Raw genomic sequence first — 16,094 nt, 5'->3', positions numbered from 1 at the left:
GCGGGCCGCGCCGCACGATGCGGGCCAACGTATCGGGGCGCCCGGAAAGGTCGCCGACGATGTCGACGTCGTCGCCGACGACGATCGGTGTGCGGCCCAGTTCTCGTGCCCGCATCGCGGTGACCCTGCGGTCGGGGTCGCCGTCGAGCACACATCCCCAGCGGCCGCGGTCGACGCTGACCACCATGGCCGATTTTGCGTCGGCGTGCTCAGGCCTGGTCTTGGTCCGCGGTCGCGAACCCCGTCCCGAGCGGACCTTGACGTCGGACTCGTCGTAGTCGCCGGGCCTCAACCGCCGGACTCCGCAAGCATGTCGGCCCACATCCCGGGGAAATTCGGCAGCGTCTTGGCGGTGGTCTCGATGTCGTCCACCTCGACCCCGGCGACCCGTAGCCCGACGATCGCGCCGGCCGTCGCCATCCGGTGATCGGCATACGACCGCCAAATCCCGGGCCGCAGCGGCGCCGCGGTGATCTCCAAGCCGTCTGCGGTTTCCGAGCAATTTCCGCCCAGCCGGTTGATCTCGGTGCGCAGCGCCGCCAGGCGGTCGGTTTCGTGGCCGCGCAGGTGGGCGATGCCGGACAGCCGTGACACCGAACCCGGGGTGGCCAGCGCGGCGAGCACCGCCACCGCCGGGGTGAGTTCACCGACGTCGCGCAGGTTCACGTCGAAGCCGCCGTAGGATTGCGGCCCCTGCACCTCGAGGTACGAATCCGACTGCTTAACAACCGAATTCAGCTGCCGCAGGATACTCAGAATCGCCTCGGCGGGTTGGATGCTGTCCGCCGGCCAGCCGGTGATGCGGACGGTGCCTGCGCTGACGACGGCCGCGGCGATGAACGGGACGGCGTTGGACAGGTCCGGTTCGATGTGCCAGTGCCGGGCCGCCACTACGCCCGGTCGCACCTGCCAACGGTTGGGTGTGGTGTCGTCGACCTCGACGCCGGCTTGCCGCAGCATGGCCACCGTCATCGCCACGTGCGGTGCCGAGGGCAGTGCCGGACCCACGTGCAGCACGATCAGGCCCTCGGTGAACGACGCACCAGACAGCAGCAGGCCGGAGACGAATTGCGACGACGCGGAGGCATCGATTTTCACCGTCCCGCCGGTGACCGATCCGGCGCCGCGCACCTGGAATGGCAACCCGTCGCCGTCGATGTCAACGCCCAGGCTGCGCAGTGCGTCGAGCAACGGCGCGATCGGCCGGACCCGCGCCTGCTCGTCACCGTCGAAGGTCACTTGACCGCCAGGGACGGCTCCCAAGGCCGCCAGCGGCGGGACGAAACGCAACACCGTGCCGGCCAGCCCGCAGTCGATCCGAGCGTCGGCTGCCGGGGCGATCTTCCCGCTGACCGTCAGCTCTGCCGCGGTCCCCTTGACCTGCAGGCCCAACGCGTCCAGCGCGCCGATCATCAGGTCGGTGTCGCGGCTGCGCAGCGCACCGCTGATCGTCGAAACGCCGCCATTCGCGGCGGCCAGCGCCGAGAGCACCAAGGCCCGGTTGGTCTGAGATTTCGAGCCCGGCACCGTCACCGTCGCGCACACCGGCCGCTGCGCGTGTGGGGCGGCCCAGGTGTTCACAACCTCCATCATTGCCTACGGCACCATGGAGTTATGTGTGGACGATTCGCAGTCACGACAGACCCGGCCGCGCTGGCCGAGAAGATCCAGGCGATCAACGAGGCGCGTGCATCTGAATCGGCCGGCCCGAATTACAACGTCGCGCCCACCACGACCATCACCACCGTGGTCCGTCGCCATGACGAACCCGACGACGAACCCACCCGGCGGGTGCGGCTGATGCGCTGGGGGTTGGTGCCGCCGTGGGTCAAGGCGGGATCTGACGGGGCGCCGGAGTCCAAGGGCCCGCAGTTGATCAACGCCCGGGCCGAGAAAATCACCACCTCGCCGGCGTTTCGCTCAAGTGCCAAATCCAAGCGTTGCCTGGTGCCGATGGACGGCTACTACGAATGGCGCGCCAACCCCGATACCGAAACCGGCAAGAAGGCCCGTAAGACACCGTTCTACCTGCACCGCGCCGACGGCGAGATGCTGTTCATGGCCGGCCTGTGGTCGGTCTGGAAAGACCCCGGCAGCCCGTCCACTTCCCCGTTGTTGAGCTGCACCATCATCACCACCGATGCGGTCGGCGAGCTTGCCGAGATCCATGACCGGATGCCGCTGATCGTGCCCGAACGCGAGTGGGATCGCTGGCTGGATCCTGACGCTCCCGCCGACCTCGAATTGCTGGCTAACCCGCCCGACGTGCGCGGCATCGAGATGCGCGAGATATCGACGCTGGTCAACAGCGTGCGCAACAACGGGCCCGAGCTGCTCGAGCCGGCCGAGCCGCAGCCCGAACAAGCGACGCTGCTCTAGTTTGTCCGCTGCGGACTTAGCATGCCTGTGTGAGTGACTCGTATACCTACACTTTCGAGGACATCCGGAACCGTCCCGTCGCGGTGATCGGGGCGGGAACGTTGGGCCGGCGCATCGCGCTGATGTTGGCCAGCCGCGGCGGAACCGTGCGAATCTACGCTCGGCGCGCCGAACAGCGCGCCGCCGCGACCGAGTACGTCAAGCAGAACCTACCGAAGTTGCTGGCCGACCGAGGCTTCGGCGAACTTGGGGTCGCGTTGGGCGCGGCTTCGCTCGAAGCGGCGTTGGACGGTGCCTGGCTTGCCGTTGAGTCGGTCGCGGAAAAGCTGGAAGTCAAGATTCCGCTGTGGGGTGAGATCGACCGCGCGGCACCGCCGGACACCATCTTCGCGACCAACTCGTCGTCGTACCCGTCGCGTCTGATGGCCGAAAACGTCAGGGACAAAACGCGTTTGTGCAACACGCACTTTTACATGCCACCGGAAGTCAATGGACTCGACCTGATGTCCGACGGTGAGACTGACCGGGGTCTGCTCGACACTCTGCTGGCCGTGCTCCCAGAGTTCGGCGTCTACCCGTTCGAGGCGCGCCAGGAATGCACCGGCTTCATCTTCAATCGCGTCTGGGCCGCCATCAAGCGCGAGTCGCTGGCCGTGGTCGCCGAGGGGGTGGCCCGTCCGGAAGACGTCGACGGGCTGTACAAGCTCAACTTGGGCGCGCCGGCCGGGCCGTTCCAATTGATGGACCTGGTCGGCCTGGACGTCGCGCTCGACATCGAAAACCACTACGTCGAGGAGTTCCCGCACCTATCAAAGAACGCGCGGGACTTGTTGCAGTCCTACGTCGATGCGGGCAAGCTCGGCGTCAAGACCGGCGAGGGCTTCTACACGTATCCGAGGCCGTGATGATGAGAACCTCGGGCTAACTAGTGATTCCAGCCAGTTCGTATGCCACCGCATCGAATGCGCGCAGCGTGTCTAACAGCATCTGCGGGTCCTGAGAGTCCGGCTGGGTGGATAACTTGGCGGCGACCACCTCCGCGGCGCGGTTGACGTAGATCATCTGACCGCACATGCCCTGGCACAACACGACGTTGCTGCCCGGGTAGGGCAACCACACCTGGTTGCGGTACATCCCGCCGGGCAAACGGTCGTTGTCGGGGCTGGCGGCGAACGCCTGACGCGAGTCGGGCCCGCCCTCGAGGGTGTCGGCGATCCACGCCTCCGGCACCACTTGCCGGCCGGTCAACGAGACACCGTCGCGCAAGAACAGCGATCCGAACCGGATCATGTCGGTAAGGCAGGCGTTGATGCCGCCGTCGAAAAATCCGGTGCCGACCGTGTCCACGCCGATGGTGGCGTCGCAGTGGGCGCCGATGCGGCTCCACAGCAGTTCCGACATCAGTTCGGGCATCCGCTGGCCGCCGGCGACCTCGCAGATCCAGCCGAGTACGTCGGTTTCACACGAGCGATATTCGAACGGGCCGCCGTGAGCCGACTTCTGCCGCAACGTCAGCAGGAAGTCATGCAGCGTGGAGGGGACGTCCGGACCGCTCCGGGGTGCCCAGCCGATCGCTTGGTCGAGGAGGTGTATCTCCGCGGTCGGGTGGAGGTAATTGTCTGAGAAGGCGATACCCGACCTCATGTCCAGCAGGTGGCGCACCGTCGCACCGTCGTAGCCGCAGTTCGCCAGGGCGGGAACGTATGCCGTGACCGGCGTATCAAGCTTGATCGCTCCGGCCCCGTGCAGCGCGCCTACCACGGCTGCCACCAGCGATTTGCTCACCGAGAACAGCAGGTGCCGGGTCTGGGCCGCCAAGCCGTCGAGGTACTCCTCGGCCACCATCGAACCGCGGTAGGCGACGGCCCACCCGTCGGTACCGCTGGTGGCCATCACCGCGCCAACGGTGGTAGCCACCCCGTCAGTTCTGGTTACCCGGATCTCGGCCATTGGAGCACTGGCTGCGGGCAACGCCGCGGCCGGCCCGGTCCCGCGCGAGATTACCGCGGTCGGCACGAAGTCTTCGACGTGCTGGAATGACCAATGCGAATAGGGTGCCGACAGCCAGTTGTCCAGCGAGATACCGGCCGGGGCTCGCGCTCGAGGGTTTGTCGGGGAGTCCGTGCAGCTGCTGCTCACGCTCGTGCGACGAGCCGCGAGACGATCGGCGCGGCCGGCGCCAGCGGCGTGGAGGCGAACTTCGCTTTCATGCCCTTGACCCAGCGCTGGCAGCGTTCGGTGAGGTGGTAGTCGTCGGTCTGCAGGTGTCCGCGGGTGACGAGCACGCCGAGTTGGGCGCCCTCAGAGCGTAAGTCGCCGGGCGCCGCGACCCGCATGTAGAAGGCCTCGGAACCGTCGAGCAGCGTGGCCCAGTCGTTGGCGGGGCGCGCAAAGGAGCAGCGGCCGTCGTCGTCGATGCGCCATACGCCGGTGCGTGGCGTCGCGGTGAAAAGCTCGATATCCGTTGAGGTCTCGTTGAGTATCACTTGGCTCCAGACCTCGTCCTCACCATAGCCACGCTCCCAGCGCGCATTGATCTCAGCGATGTCGACCTCGTACTCCACGTCCATGTACTCGAGCAGGTGAAAGAGGAACAGCGGCATGTCGGCGTAGGCCTCGGTCGTCAGGTTCGTCATCGGGCTCGCGCCGGACAGGCGCGGGTTCACCTCGCCGAGGTACAGCTCGTCGGAGTCCAGGTCATGCAGCAGATCCACTTCGAAGTAGCCGCGGTACCCCTCGCGGCTCAAAATGTCGCCCAGCTTTCCCACCATTTCGCGCGCGGCGTGCGTCTGGTTCGGCGGAAGGACCTCGCGCCAGATGTCATTGCCGCACCAGGCGCCCCGGTACGGAGTTAGCTCCGAATAACCGACGAGACTCGTCATCGCGGGGCCAATCACGGTGCCGTGGCGGGTCACGGCGCCCTCGATGCACACCTCGACATTGCGGATGCGCTTCATGACTTTGAATTCCTGCTGCGCGGTCAGGTCACCGGCATGCTCGTCCCAGTCGCGCTGACCGTGCACAAAGAACGTGCCGCTGCCGGCGTTGCCATATGGGATCGAGATGACGAGGTCATCTCCCAATCCGGCGTTCTGCGCGAGCGCCAGCAGCTCGTCGTAGGAGCCGGCCCGCCCCATCACGTGCGGCACGCTTGGTACGCCCGCTTCGTCGGACAGGCGCGTCATGACGGTCTTGGAGCCCAACCGATCGCGCAGCTCCACCGAGGGGTGCATAACCTCGAGACCCGCCTGGCGCGCGAGGGCCTGCGTTTCTTCGTCCAGCATCACAAAGCAGGCCTTACCGCCGGGCCCTCGGCCCGCGATGAACTCGAGCGTCTCAGGATCGGACAGGAGGTGGTTGCAGACGTCCCCCATGGAGTCGAAATCAAGGCGGTCGCGCCGTCGGGGCACGAACACGCGCGAATGTATGCCCTCGAAAGAGTCAAAGTAGGTCAGGTAGAAGAAGTTCCGTACCCAGCGGTCGATGCCCAGCAGGTTGAACGGGGTCGGGGAGATGAAGTACAGCGGCACGGTGTTGTTGTGGAAGAACGCGCGGATGTCCGACAGGCCGTTCAGGAAGCGGCGCGGCTCGGGCTCAGACACCATCATGCGAGCCGCACTGGCGTCGACGCCGGGGCCCGGCGCAGGCACCGTGGCGGGGGCAGGGGCGCTGTGATCAGCGCGACGGCGGTGAGCTCACATACGTCCATGGCACAAGTGTGCCACCTGCCCATGGCCGTGTGGAAGCGTGGAGCGCCCCAACGTCGGCCTCGTACGCTCTACGCCCGGCGAGTCAGGCGGGCGAGCGCGAGTTCGGCGGCGTTGGCGCCGCACATGCCGTGCGCCCCCGGCCCCGGGGGGGTGGCTGCCGAGCAGATGTACATGCCAGGGATCCCAATGGTATACGGCGACAGCGTAATTCGCGGTCCGAACGTCAGCTGGCGAATGTCCTTGGCGCCGGTCATGATGTCGCCACCGACATAGTTGAGGTTGTAGGTGGCCATCTGCGTCGTCGATCGAACCGTGGACCCGGTGATGCGTTCCCGGAAACCGGGGGCGAATCGCTCGATCTGGGCGATGATCGCCTCGGTCGCGTCGCCGGCATAGCCGTTCGGGACGTGCGCGTAGCTCCACACCGGGTGCGTATTGCCCACTGAGCGTTGCGGATCGGCCAGGTATTGCTGACCGACCAACACGAATGGCCGCTCTGGCATCCGCCCGGCGTGGATATCCCGCTCGGTCGCGGCCAGTTCGCGATAGGTACCGGCCAGATGCACCGTGCCGGCCCGGTGCGCGTGCGGGTTTGTCCACGGCACGCCGCCCTCGACGGCGAAGTCGACTTTGAACGCACCGGGACCACGCCGGAATCTGGTGAAGGCACGAGAAATTCGCCGGGGCAGGCGGTCTCCCAATATCTCAGCGACGGCGCTCGGCGCCAGATCGAACATCGTGACGTCGGCGGGAGGCAACTGCGAGGCCGCCTTGACCCGAACCCCGGTCTCGATCTTGCCGCCCAGATCGCTCAGCACAGCCACCATCGCGTTGGTGATCGACTGCGATCCCCCTTCTGCCACCGCCCAGCCGTGCCGGTGGCCGGCCGCGATGATGCCTATCCCGATCGCGGAGGTCATCGGGTAGTGCAGCGGCCGGAAGGCATGGGCCGCAACGCCTCCGAACAACGCCCGTCCCTCGTCGGTGCGGAACCACCGGGCGAACGTCGACCCGGGAAGCACGGTGGGTGCACCGAACCGGGCCAGCATCACCGGATGATGCGGGAACCGCAGCAGGGGCCGCATAATGTCCTCGCTGAGCGCGTCGAATCGGGCTGCCGGGTAACCAAATGCGAGCCGCCACCGCGACCCATCGCGACCGAGACCTGCGGCCGTCTCCTCCACCGAGCGATACAGCACTCCGGCACTGCCGCCGTCGAGGGGATGCACGCAATCGATCTCCGGCCAGCGCCACGACAATCCGTACCGCTGCAGGTTGAAGCGGCTCAGGAACTGCGAGCCGATCGCCATCGGGTGGATCGCCGAGCAGTCGTCGTGCAGCAGGCCGGGGATGATGGCTTCGCTGCTGCGCGCGCCGCCGCCGACCTCGTCGGCGGCCTCGAGCACGGTGACCGAAACTCCTTCGGCGGCCAGGGTTATGGCGGCGGCGAGCCCGTTGGGCCCGCCCCCAACCACCACTGCGGTACTCATGCAAGCGCTCCGTGACCGTGATCCTGATCTTCGCGGGCAACCGGCTCGGTGCCGGGCAGTGACCAGCTCACCTCGGTCGGGATGGGGCCGTTGGGCAGCCACGGCTGTTCTTTGACAGCGTCGGCAACTTTCCAGGTGCCGCGTTCGATGACGCCCAGGGCGGCGTCGATCAGCTGATAGTGCTGAATGCCGCTGCCGAAGGCCTCCGACTCGACCCAGGCGATGACGCACTCACCCGGCTCGAATCCGGCTTCGCGCTGCATGGCCCAGATCATGTCTGCATTGTGCAGGTGGCCGTCGCCGAAGTTGAAGCCGATCAGCGAGTTGCACACGAATTCACCCTCCCGCACGGTGCGGACGTCGATGTCGGGCAGGTGGGTCAGCAGCAGCGAGTACAGGCCGCGCGCCTGGCTGTGCATGCTGCGCCACGCGGTTGTCTTCTGCAGGGTGATCTCCGCCCACTTCGGCTCGTAGCCGGCCGCGATGAACTGGTCGAGCTGGTTGGACGCCGTGCGGGTGACCCGGTTCAGCTTCTGCTCGGTACCCGGTGCGAACGTCCACACCGCCGAGGCCCAGTTGCCCGCGTATTGGCGCATCGCAGGCAGGAAGGACACCTTGTCCGGCCGCAGATTGCCCAGGATCGGATAGAACAGCAGCGCGGCGGCGATGACCAGAGCCAGCCACGGCGGCGACATGTTCCACGGAGCGTATCCGTTCCAGTTCGGGAAACCGACGAACAAGAAAATCGTGGTGTAGGCGAATACGACGTTCCACTCCAGCGGCACCGCCAACGGGAAGGTCGAGATGATGAACAGGTGGAAGCCCACCATCAATAGCGCGGCAACCAGCGTCACCCATTTGTTCGTCGAGAAGAACAGGACTAGCGGGGCAGCGATCTCGACCGTGGTGCCGTTGACGTGTGCCATGAAGTCCGCCAGCCGCGACGGCCGCATGTCGCGCCCGAAGTCGCGGTAATGAGCCCGTCGCACCCATTTGGGCGCGAATATCGTGTTGCTGACCATCGGCGGAATGACGTTGGAGAAGTGCTTACCGAACTTCGAGAAGCCGGCGCCGACCCAGACGACCAGGATCAGCATCTTCAGCGCGATGATCATGTTGACAAACGGCAGCGCACTGAAAAAGAACAGCGCGGGCAAATACTGTTCGCCGCGAGCGCCCAGGAAGATGGTCTTGTCCCGCAAACCGATCAGCACCAGCAGCACGATCGGCGCGACCAGCAGGGCTGGGTTAATCACGCCGGATATGTTGTGCGGCAGCGCTTTTGAGAGCGAATCGCTGTGCACACCCGGTGACAGCAGCGGGACGGCCAGGCTCACCAGCAGCGCCAGGTACACCGCGACGTCGAACCAGGTGCGCCGGTCGCCATTGGTGAATGGCACCCATTTCCATGGACGCAGCCGGATGGTTCCCGTTCGGGCCCAGAACAAGATGCCACCGGTCATCGGCTTGACCTTGCCGGCCAACGGCCCCCAGGAGCCGGCCACACCAATTGCCTCGAGCAGCACGGTCCACAGGATGACCTTCTGGTAGACGATCGGTTGGTTCCACCATTCGGTGACATGCCAGAACGCGGGCAGACCCGATGTCGCCGTCGCGACGGTGATGCCGCCGATGGCGAAGAACAGGATCAGCTTCCCGATGTACATGGTGTGGATCATCTTCGGTGAGCCGAAGCCCTTTTCGCCCCAGTCGATGGCCAGGATCCGCATCCGCTCCATCAACGGCTTCTGCAAGAAAGTATCCGGATCTACTGCGGCGAAATCCGGTTGTGTGAACCCCATTGTTCTTGCTCCTTCTGATCAAAGTTTCGCTCAGGAATGCGACAAACGGTAGGAGCCACGGGCGTCGCAAATACAGTGGTGAGCCGACGAAGGTGCGTGACGGCGTTGTTGCCCGAAGACAATGGTTGACCCCGGTGAATCGTCAACCAGCCGTCCAACCGGGGTCTACCGTCATTGTGATGACGAAATCGCGTCTCGACAGCGACGCTGAGGTGAGCCGCTACGTCGCCGAAACCGCCGACAGGTTGCTCCAAAGGCTGGCGGCCGTCTCGTCGGACGTGCTTCGGACTCTCGAGGATCAGATTCCCGAGCTGCGCGGCGATGCCCAGCTCATGGAACTGCTCGGTGCCAGCGTCGACGGAAACGTCGACACCGTCTTGCACGCGATGCGCTACGACATCGCCGTCGAGCGGATCGAGGCGCCGACCACAGCATTGGAGTATGCGCGGCGATTGGCACAGCAGGGGATGCCGGTCAATGCGCTCGTTCGCGCCTATCGGCTCGGTCAACGCCGGGTGAACGAGCTTGTTTTCGCGGAATTGCGCGCGATCGATATCCCGGAACCGATGCGGGTCGGGGTGATTGAGGCCATCACTGGCACGTTGTTCGAATACATCGACTGGATGTCGCAGCAAGTCGTCGCCGTCTACGAAGACGAACGCGAACGTTGGTTGGAGAACCAGAACAGTCTTCGAGCGCTGCGGGTGCGAGAAGTATTGTCCGCCAACAAGTTGGTCGACGCGGACGCGGCGAGCACCGTGATCCGCTATCCGCTGCGATGGCACCATCTGGGGCTCGTGATGTGGTACCCGGACGCGGGCCCCGAAGGCGACCAACTTGCCCGGCTGCAACGGTTTCTCCGCGAGCTGGGCGAATCTGCGGGGGCGGCGGCCAGCCCGCTCTTCGTTGCCGCCGACCGAAGCTGCGGATGGGGTTGGTTGCCGTATCGCGCCGCGGCGGCCGAGGCTCCGGCCAAGGTCCGCCAGTTCACCCTCGCACGACCGGATTCCCCGAGCGTGGCAATCGGGACCATGACCAACGGTGTCGAGGGATTTCGTCAGTCGCACCGCGAGGCGGAGACTGCTCGCAGCGTCGCGGTGGTGGCCAAACGGCCGGCGCCGACGGTGGTTTCTGCGACTGACCCGGGCCTGTCCATTGTGGCGCGTCTTGGCGGTGACGTGGCCGGTACCCGCGATTGGGTGGTCGCGGTACTCGGCGACCTCGCAGCCGACAACGAGAACGACGCGCGGCTGCGCGACACGTTGCGGGTGTTTCTGGGTTGCGGTTCCAGTTATAAGGTCGCCGCCGAGGAGCTCAACTTGCACTTCAACTCGGTGAAGTATCGGGTTGGCCGGGCGATCGCCCGGCGTGGCCGCGACATCGGCAGCGACCGGCTCGACGTCGAACTCGCGTTGCTCGCCTGTCACTGGTACGGCCCCGCGGTTCTGCAGCCGGGCGCCCCATAAAACCAGTCTGGGCCACACCCGTAGGTGTGGCCCCGACTGGGGGATGCCAGATGTCAGGCGGCGGCTGGGACGGCCAGGCGGCGAGCCGCGAAGAACCCTGGCTGGCCGGCGGGCCGGTGGTTCCCCATCATGACGTTCACAATGGTGACGGCAGTCGGGATGAGCACGGGGGACAGGATCATCAGGAAGATGATGAATGGCACTAACATGATTTCTCCTATGTTTCTTCGGTTGGGATGTGTTGTGGCACTTGCTGATTGGAGATCAACTCGGTGGTCCAGGAACGCGGTGCTGCGTTCGTGATGAAAGATTGCCATGCAACCGGGGCTGCAGCGACGTCGCCAACCAACCAACTTGCGCCGGATCGTTGTCTTCCGGCGACAAAGCGGGCGCGAATCACCTGCTAGGTACGCCGGTGGGCTTGGCTCGACATTGTTCGCGGTCCCCGTGCGAGGCCGCTAATCTTGTCGCCGGCAACAACCTCTTTGCGTCGGCGCTGGAGTAGCTTTTTTTTCCATGACAACCAGCGAAAAGACCTTCTTCGAAGGTCCACTGCACCAACTCGCTCGCAGCACGTGGCAGTTACTACTCCTGATCGGCATACTCGGCGTGGCACTCGGTGTCATCGTGCTGGCCTGGCCGGGCCCGACAACGGTGGTGGCGGGTGTCCTGTTCGGCATCTACTTGGTGGTATCCGGAGTTGGGTACGTGTTCTCTGCTTTCGGCACGCACACCGGCGCCGCGATGCGGGTCCTGGCGTTCCTCACCGGCGTCGTGTCGTTGGTGTTGGGATTCTTCTGCTTCCGCAACGAACTGGAGTCCGTCCTGCTTCTGGCCTTGTGGATCGGCATCGGCTGGGTGTTCCGCGGGGTTACGTTGCTCTCCGCGGCGCTATCCTTCGACCACTTGCCCGCACGCGGCTGGCAAGCGCTTTCCGGCGTGATCATCATCATCGGCGGCGGGGTGCTGATCATCCACCCGCTTTCGATCGTGTACCTCACCCTGGTTGTCGGCTGCTGGCTGATCGCGATCGGCATCCTGGACGTCATCACCGCTTTCCAGGTTCGCCACCGGGTGGGGTCACACAGCCCCGGCTAACCGCTCAGGGCAGCCGCTGCTCGACCTCGAAGGCCAGACAGAGTTCGGCAATGTCCTTGGGCCGCGAGAGAGATCGGTGGGTCAACTCCTCGATGCGGCGAAGCCGATGCCGCACGGTGTTGGGATGGCAGAAGATCTTCTCAGCGGTGTCGTTAGCGGAGCCGCCCGCCTCTAGCCACGCTTGGAAGGTGTCGAGCAGGATCGTGCGTTCCGCGGGTGGCAGTGTGTTCAGTCCCTTGAGCACCGACGACCTGATCTTGGCCATCACGTCGGGCGCGCTGACCGCCGCGACGGCAAGGGGCGTGTCGTCGAACACCGTGATCAGTGAGTCGCCGGACGCCTTCCCGGTTACCGCCAACCGGGCGAATCGCAGCGCGTCGCTGGTTTCGGCCAGGTCGTGAAACGGTGGGCTGATGCCGACCCGGGCGGTCGCGGCCTGGCGGAGCACTGAAATCAAGGTGTCGACGGAGTCGCGTATCCGCACGTGAACGATGCCGATGTGTAAGTCGGGCAATAGCCGCCACGCCGACCGGATGTCGCGCGCGGACAGCTTGTTTTCGATCGCGGGCAACCCCAGTTTTCCAATGGCCGGCAACTCGGCTGCGACGACGACGTACGGCCCGGAGGTGGGCAGCCGGAGCAGGTCAGCTGCCTCCCAGAGGCTCTGCGTGTCGGTTATCCGCCGGGACAGCAATGCTTCGACCAACGCCGACCGTTCTTCCTCCTGCTCCAGAATCTGCGCGGTCAGCTGTTGGCGGTAGGCGCTGGACATCGCCTGCGTGAAGGTGTCCTGTGCAGTAAAGACCCGTGCGGTGACTTCCAGGATCGATTCGGTGGGTATTCGCGCGGCCCGTGCGGCGGCGAGCGTCTCTTCCCACATGAACCGGAAACCGATCCGGTAGGCCGTCATCAACGCCGGTAGCGGCACACCGGCGAGCGCGCGCGCACTTCCGGTGTGTTCGGCAGGTGAGACATCGCTGTCGGTGTGCCCCGAAAGTGAGTGGAAGACGAACGTCAGGTTTGCCTCACAACTTGCGGCCACCTCGTCTTTGCTGACGACGGTGCCGTCTTGGTACGCGTCGATCTCGCGGAAGAGCCGATCTGCCAGCGCCTCACCCAACTCCGGGGCGCGAGCCAGCATGAGCTTGCTCAGCTTAACGATGTGCGGATCAGGGTCGGCGTCACCGCGGACGTTGCCCGCGTGCGAGACCGCGCTCATACCTCGAAACCTTATGCCCGGGCACCCGCAGATGTGTGCCGTCACACCGAAGCAGCCAGGTTGTTGTGCCCGACGACATTGTTATGCGAGCTAATCGAGAGCACGATTGGAATCCTCAGGACAGCCCGAAGACCGGGCACCCAATTAGATCCCAGAGGTACACCATGACCAGCCTGAGCGCCAATCTCGTCGCATCCAAAGAGCGCGACCCCAACCGCGTTGCGCTGCGTTGCGACGACCTGCAATACACCTTCGCCGAGTTCCACGCGGCGGCCGGCCGGGTGGCGACGCTGCTTGAGCAAGCCGGAGTCGAGCCGGGCGACCGGGTGGGCGTGATGCTGCCCAACACGCCCGCGTTCGCCATCGCGTATTACGGGATCATCTATCGCGGCGCCGTCGCGGTCCCGATGAACCCGCTGCTCAAGGCGCGGGAGGTGAACTTCTACCTGTCCAACAGCGGCGCCAAGGCCATGTTCGGGACACCCGCCTTCGCCGACGAGGCCAGCGCCGGCGCCGACGAGGCGGGCGCCCAGTGCTGGGTTGTCGACGACGCCGGGCTGATGGACCTGATCGCCGACCTGCCCGAGCAACAGCCCCCGGTGGAGCGCGGTCACGACGACGTCGCGGTCATCCTGCACACCTCCGGAACCACCGGAAAGCCCAAGGGCGCCATGCTCACCCACGGCAACCTGGGCCGCAACGCCGAGGTCAGCTGCCGCACCCTGGTCGAGACCGGGCCAGACGACGTGGTGATGGGCTGCCTGCCGCTGTTTCACGTGTTCGGCCTGACCTGTGGGCTCAACGGGGCGGTGCTGGCCGGCGCAACGTTGACGCTCATCCCCCGATTCGACCCGCGCAAGGCGCTCGAAGTGATCGAGCGGGACGCCGTCACGGTGTTTGAAGGTGTGCCGACGATGTATTCGGCGCTGCTGAGCGTGGCGGACGAGGCTGCAGCCGAGGCGGCGCGGACGTTGCGGGTCTGCGTCTCCGGCGGTGCGGCGATGCCGGTGCAGGTTCTCACCGACTTCGAAAAAGCGTTTGGCTGCACTGTTCTCGAGGGCTACGGGCTGTCGGAGAGTTCGCCGGCGGCCGCGTTCAACCATCCGCACCGGGAACGCAAGGTGGGCTCGATCGGCACCCCGATCGAAGGCGTGCAGATGCGGGTCGTCGACCTGGACGGCGCCGAGGTCCCCCAAGGCCAGACCGGCGAAATCCAGATCCGCGGCCACAACGTGATGAAGGGCTACTGGAATCTGCCCGACGCAACCAAGGCCACCATCACGCCGGACGGCTGGCTGGCTACCGGTGACGTCGGACGCGTCGACGAGGACGGCTACTTCTACATCGTCGACCGGACCAAGGATCTGATCATCCGCGGCGGCTACAACGTCTATCCCCGCGAGATCGAGGAAGTGCTCTACGAGCATCCCGCCGTGGCCGAAGCTGCCGTCATCGGCATCCCGCATGACTCGTTGGGAGAGGAAGTCGGTGCCGCTGTCGCGCTCAAAAAAGATGCCAACGTGCAGCCGGAAGAGCTGCGCGACTACGTCAAGGAACGGGTGGCCGCCTACAAGTATCCGCGCCAGGTCTGGCTGGTCGACGCCCTGCCCAAGGGCCCCACCGGCAAGGTGCTCAAGCGCGAAATCACTGTTCCGACCACGGAAAGCACACGATAACTATGGCAACTCCCACGGAACCCACGACCAAAGTCGACGAGCTGGCTGCGCCGCTCGACCTGCTTCTCACCAGCGCCACCAAGCCATTCGCCAGCCGGATGATGCCGAACGCGACCTGGGCCCGCTTCGCCGGCAACCTCGCACAGCACCCCGGCGCGGTGGCCGACCGGGTTGGCGCACTGACCCGTGAGCTCGGCAATATCGCCGCGGGCAAGTCGCACCGCGTTCCGGCACGCGCCGACAAACGCTTCAGTGACCCTGCGTGGCAGGAGAATCCGCTGCTGAACCGAATCATGCAGACCTATCTGGCAGGCTCCGAGACCGCCGAAGGATTGCTCTCCGACGCTGGACTGGATTGGCGGGACGCGGAGAAGATGCAGTTCGTCATCGACAACTTTGTGGAAGGCCTAGCACCCAGCAACAACCCGCTGATCAGCCCGCTCGGCTGGAAGGCGCTGATCGACACCGGCGGTCTGAGCGCGGTACGAGGCGCGAGAGCCTTTGCCCGAGACATGCTTTCGAAGCCCCGGGTGCCGGCGATGGTCGAGCCCGACGCCTATGCGGTGGGGGAGAACCTGGCTGTCACCAAAGGGGCGGTCGTACTGCAAACCTCGGTGTTCGAATTGATTCAATACGCCCCGCAGACGCCCAAGGTACGCACGATTCCATTGCTCATGGTGCCACCGGTGATCAACAAGTACTACGTCATGGATATCGCACCAGGGCGCAGCATGATCGAGTACTTCGTCCAGCAGGGCCAGCAGGTATTCGTGATTTCGTGGCGCAATCCGCAAGCCCGCCACAGCGATTGGGGCTTCGACACCTACGGGGCGGCGATCGTGGAGGCGATGGACGCGGCGGAGAAAATCACCGGAACCGACAGCACCCACCTGTTGGCCACCTGCTCGGGCGGCATTCTCGCAGCGATGACCGCAGCTCACCTCGCCGAGATCGGCGAGGGCGACAGGGTCGCGTGTCTCAACCTGGCGGTCACAGTGCTGGATGAGACCCGCGCGGGGTTCGCGGCCGCCGCGATGAGCGACCGCGCGGCGCAGGCGGCGATTCGAGTCTCGGCCAGGAAGGGTTTCCTGGACGGACGCGACATGGCGGAGATGTTCGCCTGGCTGCGTCCCACCGACCTGGTGTGGCGGTACGTGGTGAACAACTACGTGCAGGGCCGGAAGCCGGCGCCGTTCGACGTGTTGTTCTGGAACGCTGACACCACCCGGATGGCCGCCGCGCTGCACCGCGACC

13 protein-coding genes and 1 pseudogene are annotated in these 16,094 nt (G+C 65.4%); 6 read left to right on the top strand and 8 right to left on the bottom strand.

The window, feature by feature from the left end; translation table 11 throughout:
* Together WAN71_RS06085 and aroA are read right to left on the bottom strand one after the other, a co-directional pair.
* A pseudogene (locus tag WAN71_RS06085) lies at positions 1-292 on the bottom strand (ribosome small subunit-dependent GTPase A); the annotation flags it as partial.
* Positions 289-1,581 carry a 3-phosphoshikimate 1-carboxyvinyltransferase gene (aroA, locus tag WAN71_RS06080; protein ID WP_422224473.1) on the bottom strand — a complete coding sequence of 431 codons (1,293 nt, stop codon included), beginning with the start codon at positions 1,579-1,581 and terminating at the stop codon, positions 289-291. The gene aroA and the pseudogene WAN71_RS06085, both read right to left, overlap by 4 nt.
* Before the next feature lie 33 nt (positions 1,582-1,614).
* Between aroA and WAN71_RS06075 the strand changes: the two genes are divergently transcribed.
* Positions 1,615-2,379: an SOS response-associated peptidase gene (locus WAN71_RS06075; RefSeq protein WP_422224472.1), complete on the top strand. Its 765-nt coding sequence runs from the start codon at positions 1,615-1,617 to the stop codon at positions 2,377-2,379.
* 29 nt (positions 2,380-2,408) lie between these two features.
* Entirely contained in the window at positions 2,409-3,284 is an 876-nt protein-coding gene (locus WAN71_RS06070) for a 3-hydroxyacyl-CoA dehydrogenase family protein (RefSeq protein ID WP_422224471.1), read from the top strand.
* A 16-nt stretch (positions 3,285-3,300) separates the two neighbouring features.
* On the opposite strand, the gene WAN71_RS06065 is transcribed toward WAN71_RS06070, so the two are convergent.
* The 4 genes from WAN71_RS06065 to WAN71_RS06050 form a co-directional block, all read right to left on the bottom strand.
* Positions 3,301-4,518 carry a serine hydrolase domain-containing protein gene (locus WAN71_RS06065; protein WP_422224470.1) on the bottom strand — a complete coding sequence of 406 codons (1,218 nt, stop codon included), beginning with the start codon at positions 4,516-4,518 and terminating at the stop codon, positions 3,301-3,303.
* Positions 4,515-5,987 (bottom strand): biotin carboxylase, encoded by a 1,473-nt coding sequence (locus tag WAN71_RS06060; protein WP_422224469.1) that lies wholly within the window; start codon positions 5,985-5,987, stop codon positions 4,515-4,517. The genes WAN71_RS06065 and WAN71_RS06060 overlap by 4 nt, the downstream gene beginning before the upstream one ends.
* A gap of 170 nt (positions 5,988-6,157) precedes the next feature.
* Positions 6,158-7,579: a phytoene desaturase family protein gene (locus tag WAN71_RS06055; protein WP_422224468.1), complete on the bottom strand. Its 1,422-nt coding sequence runs from the start codon at positions 7,577-7,579 to the stop codon at positions 6,158-6,160.
* Positions 7,576-9,381, bottom strand: a complete 1,806-nt coding sequence (locus WAN71_RS06050) for a DUF3556 domain-containing protein (RefSeq protein WP_422224467.1) — start codon at positions 9,379-9,381, stop codon at positions 7,576-7,578. Before WAN71_RS06050 ends, WAN71_RS06055 begins: the two co-directional genes overlap by 4 nt.
* A 179-nt stretch (positions 9,382-9,560) precedes the next feature.
* Between WAN71_RS06050 and WAN71_RS06045 the strand changes: the two genes are divergently transcribed.
* Positions 9,561-10,847, top strand: coding sequence for a PucR family transcriptional regulator (locus WAN71_RS06045; protein WP_422224466.1), 1,287 nt, complete (start codon positions 9,561-9,563; stop codon positions 10,845-10,847).
* Positions 10,848-10,900: 53 nt separating this feature from the next.
* Here WAN71_RS06045 and WAN71_RS06040 read toward each other — a convergent pair whose 3' ends face one another.
* Positions 10,901-11,056, bottom strand: coding sequence for a hypothetical protein (locus WAN71_RS06040; RefSeq protein WP_422224465.1), 156 nt, complete (start codon positions 11,054-11,056; stop codon positions 10,901-10,903).
* A 307-nt stretch (positions 11,057-11,363) separates the two neighbouring features.
* On the opposite strand from WAN71_RS06040, the gene WAN71_RS06035 reads away from it, so the two are divergent.
* Entirely contained in the window at positions 11,364-11,945 is a 582-nt protein-coding gene (locus tag WAN71_RS06035; RefSeq protein WP_422224464.1) for an HdeD family acid-resistance protein, read from the top strand.
* Between the two features lie 4 nt (positions 11,946-11,949).
* Here the strand turns inward: WAN71_RS06035 and WAN71_RS06030 are convergent, their stop codons facing one another.
* Entirely contained in the window at positions 11,950-13,164 is a 1,215-nt protein-coding gene (locus WAN71_RS06030) for a PucR family transcriptional regulator (RefSeq protein ID WP_422224463.1), read from the bottom strand.
* A 164-nt stretch (positions 13,165-13,328) separates the two neighbouring features.
* On the opposite strand from WAN71_RS06030, the gene WAN71_RS06025 reads away from it, so the two are divergent.
* Both WAN71_RS06025 and WAN71_RS06020 read left to right on the top strand, forming a co-directional pair.
* Positions 13,329-14,840, top strand: a complete 1,512-nt coding sequence (locus WAN71_RS06025; protein WP_422224462.1) for a long-chain-fatty-acid--CoA ligase — start codon at positions 13,329-13,331, stop codon at positions 14,838-14,840.
* Between the two features lie 2 nt (positions 14,841-14,842).
* Positions 14,843-16,094: PHA/PHB synthase family protein (locus tag WAN71_RS06020; protein WP_422224461.1), on the top strand; the 1,252-nt coding region annotated here is incomplete at its 3' end.

Source organism: Mycobacterium sp. (genome assembly GCF_049280035.1).
In the GTDB taxonomy this organism is placed as follows: Bacteria; Actinomycetota; Actinomycetes; order Mycobacteriales; family Mycobacteriaceae; genus Mycobacterium.
This window is presented reverse-complemented; position numbering and strand designations above follow the sequence as displayed.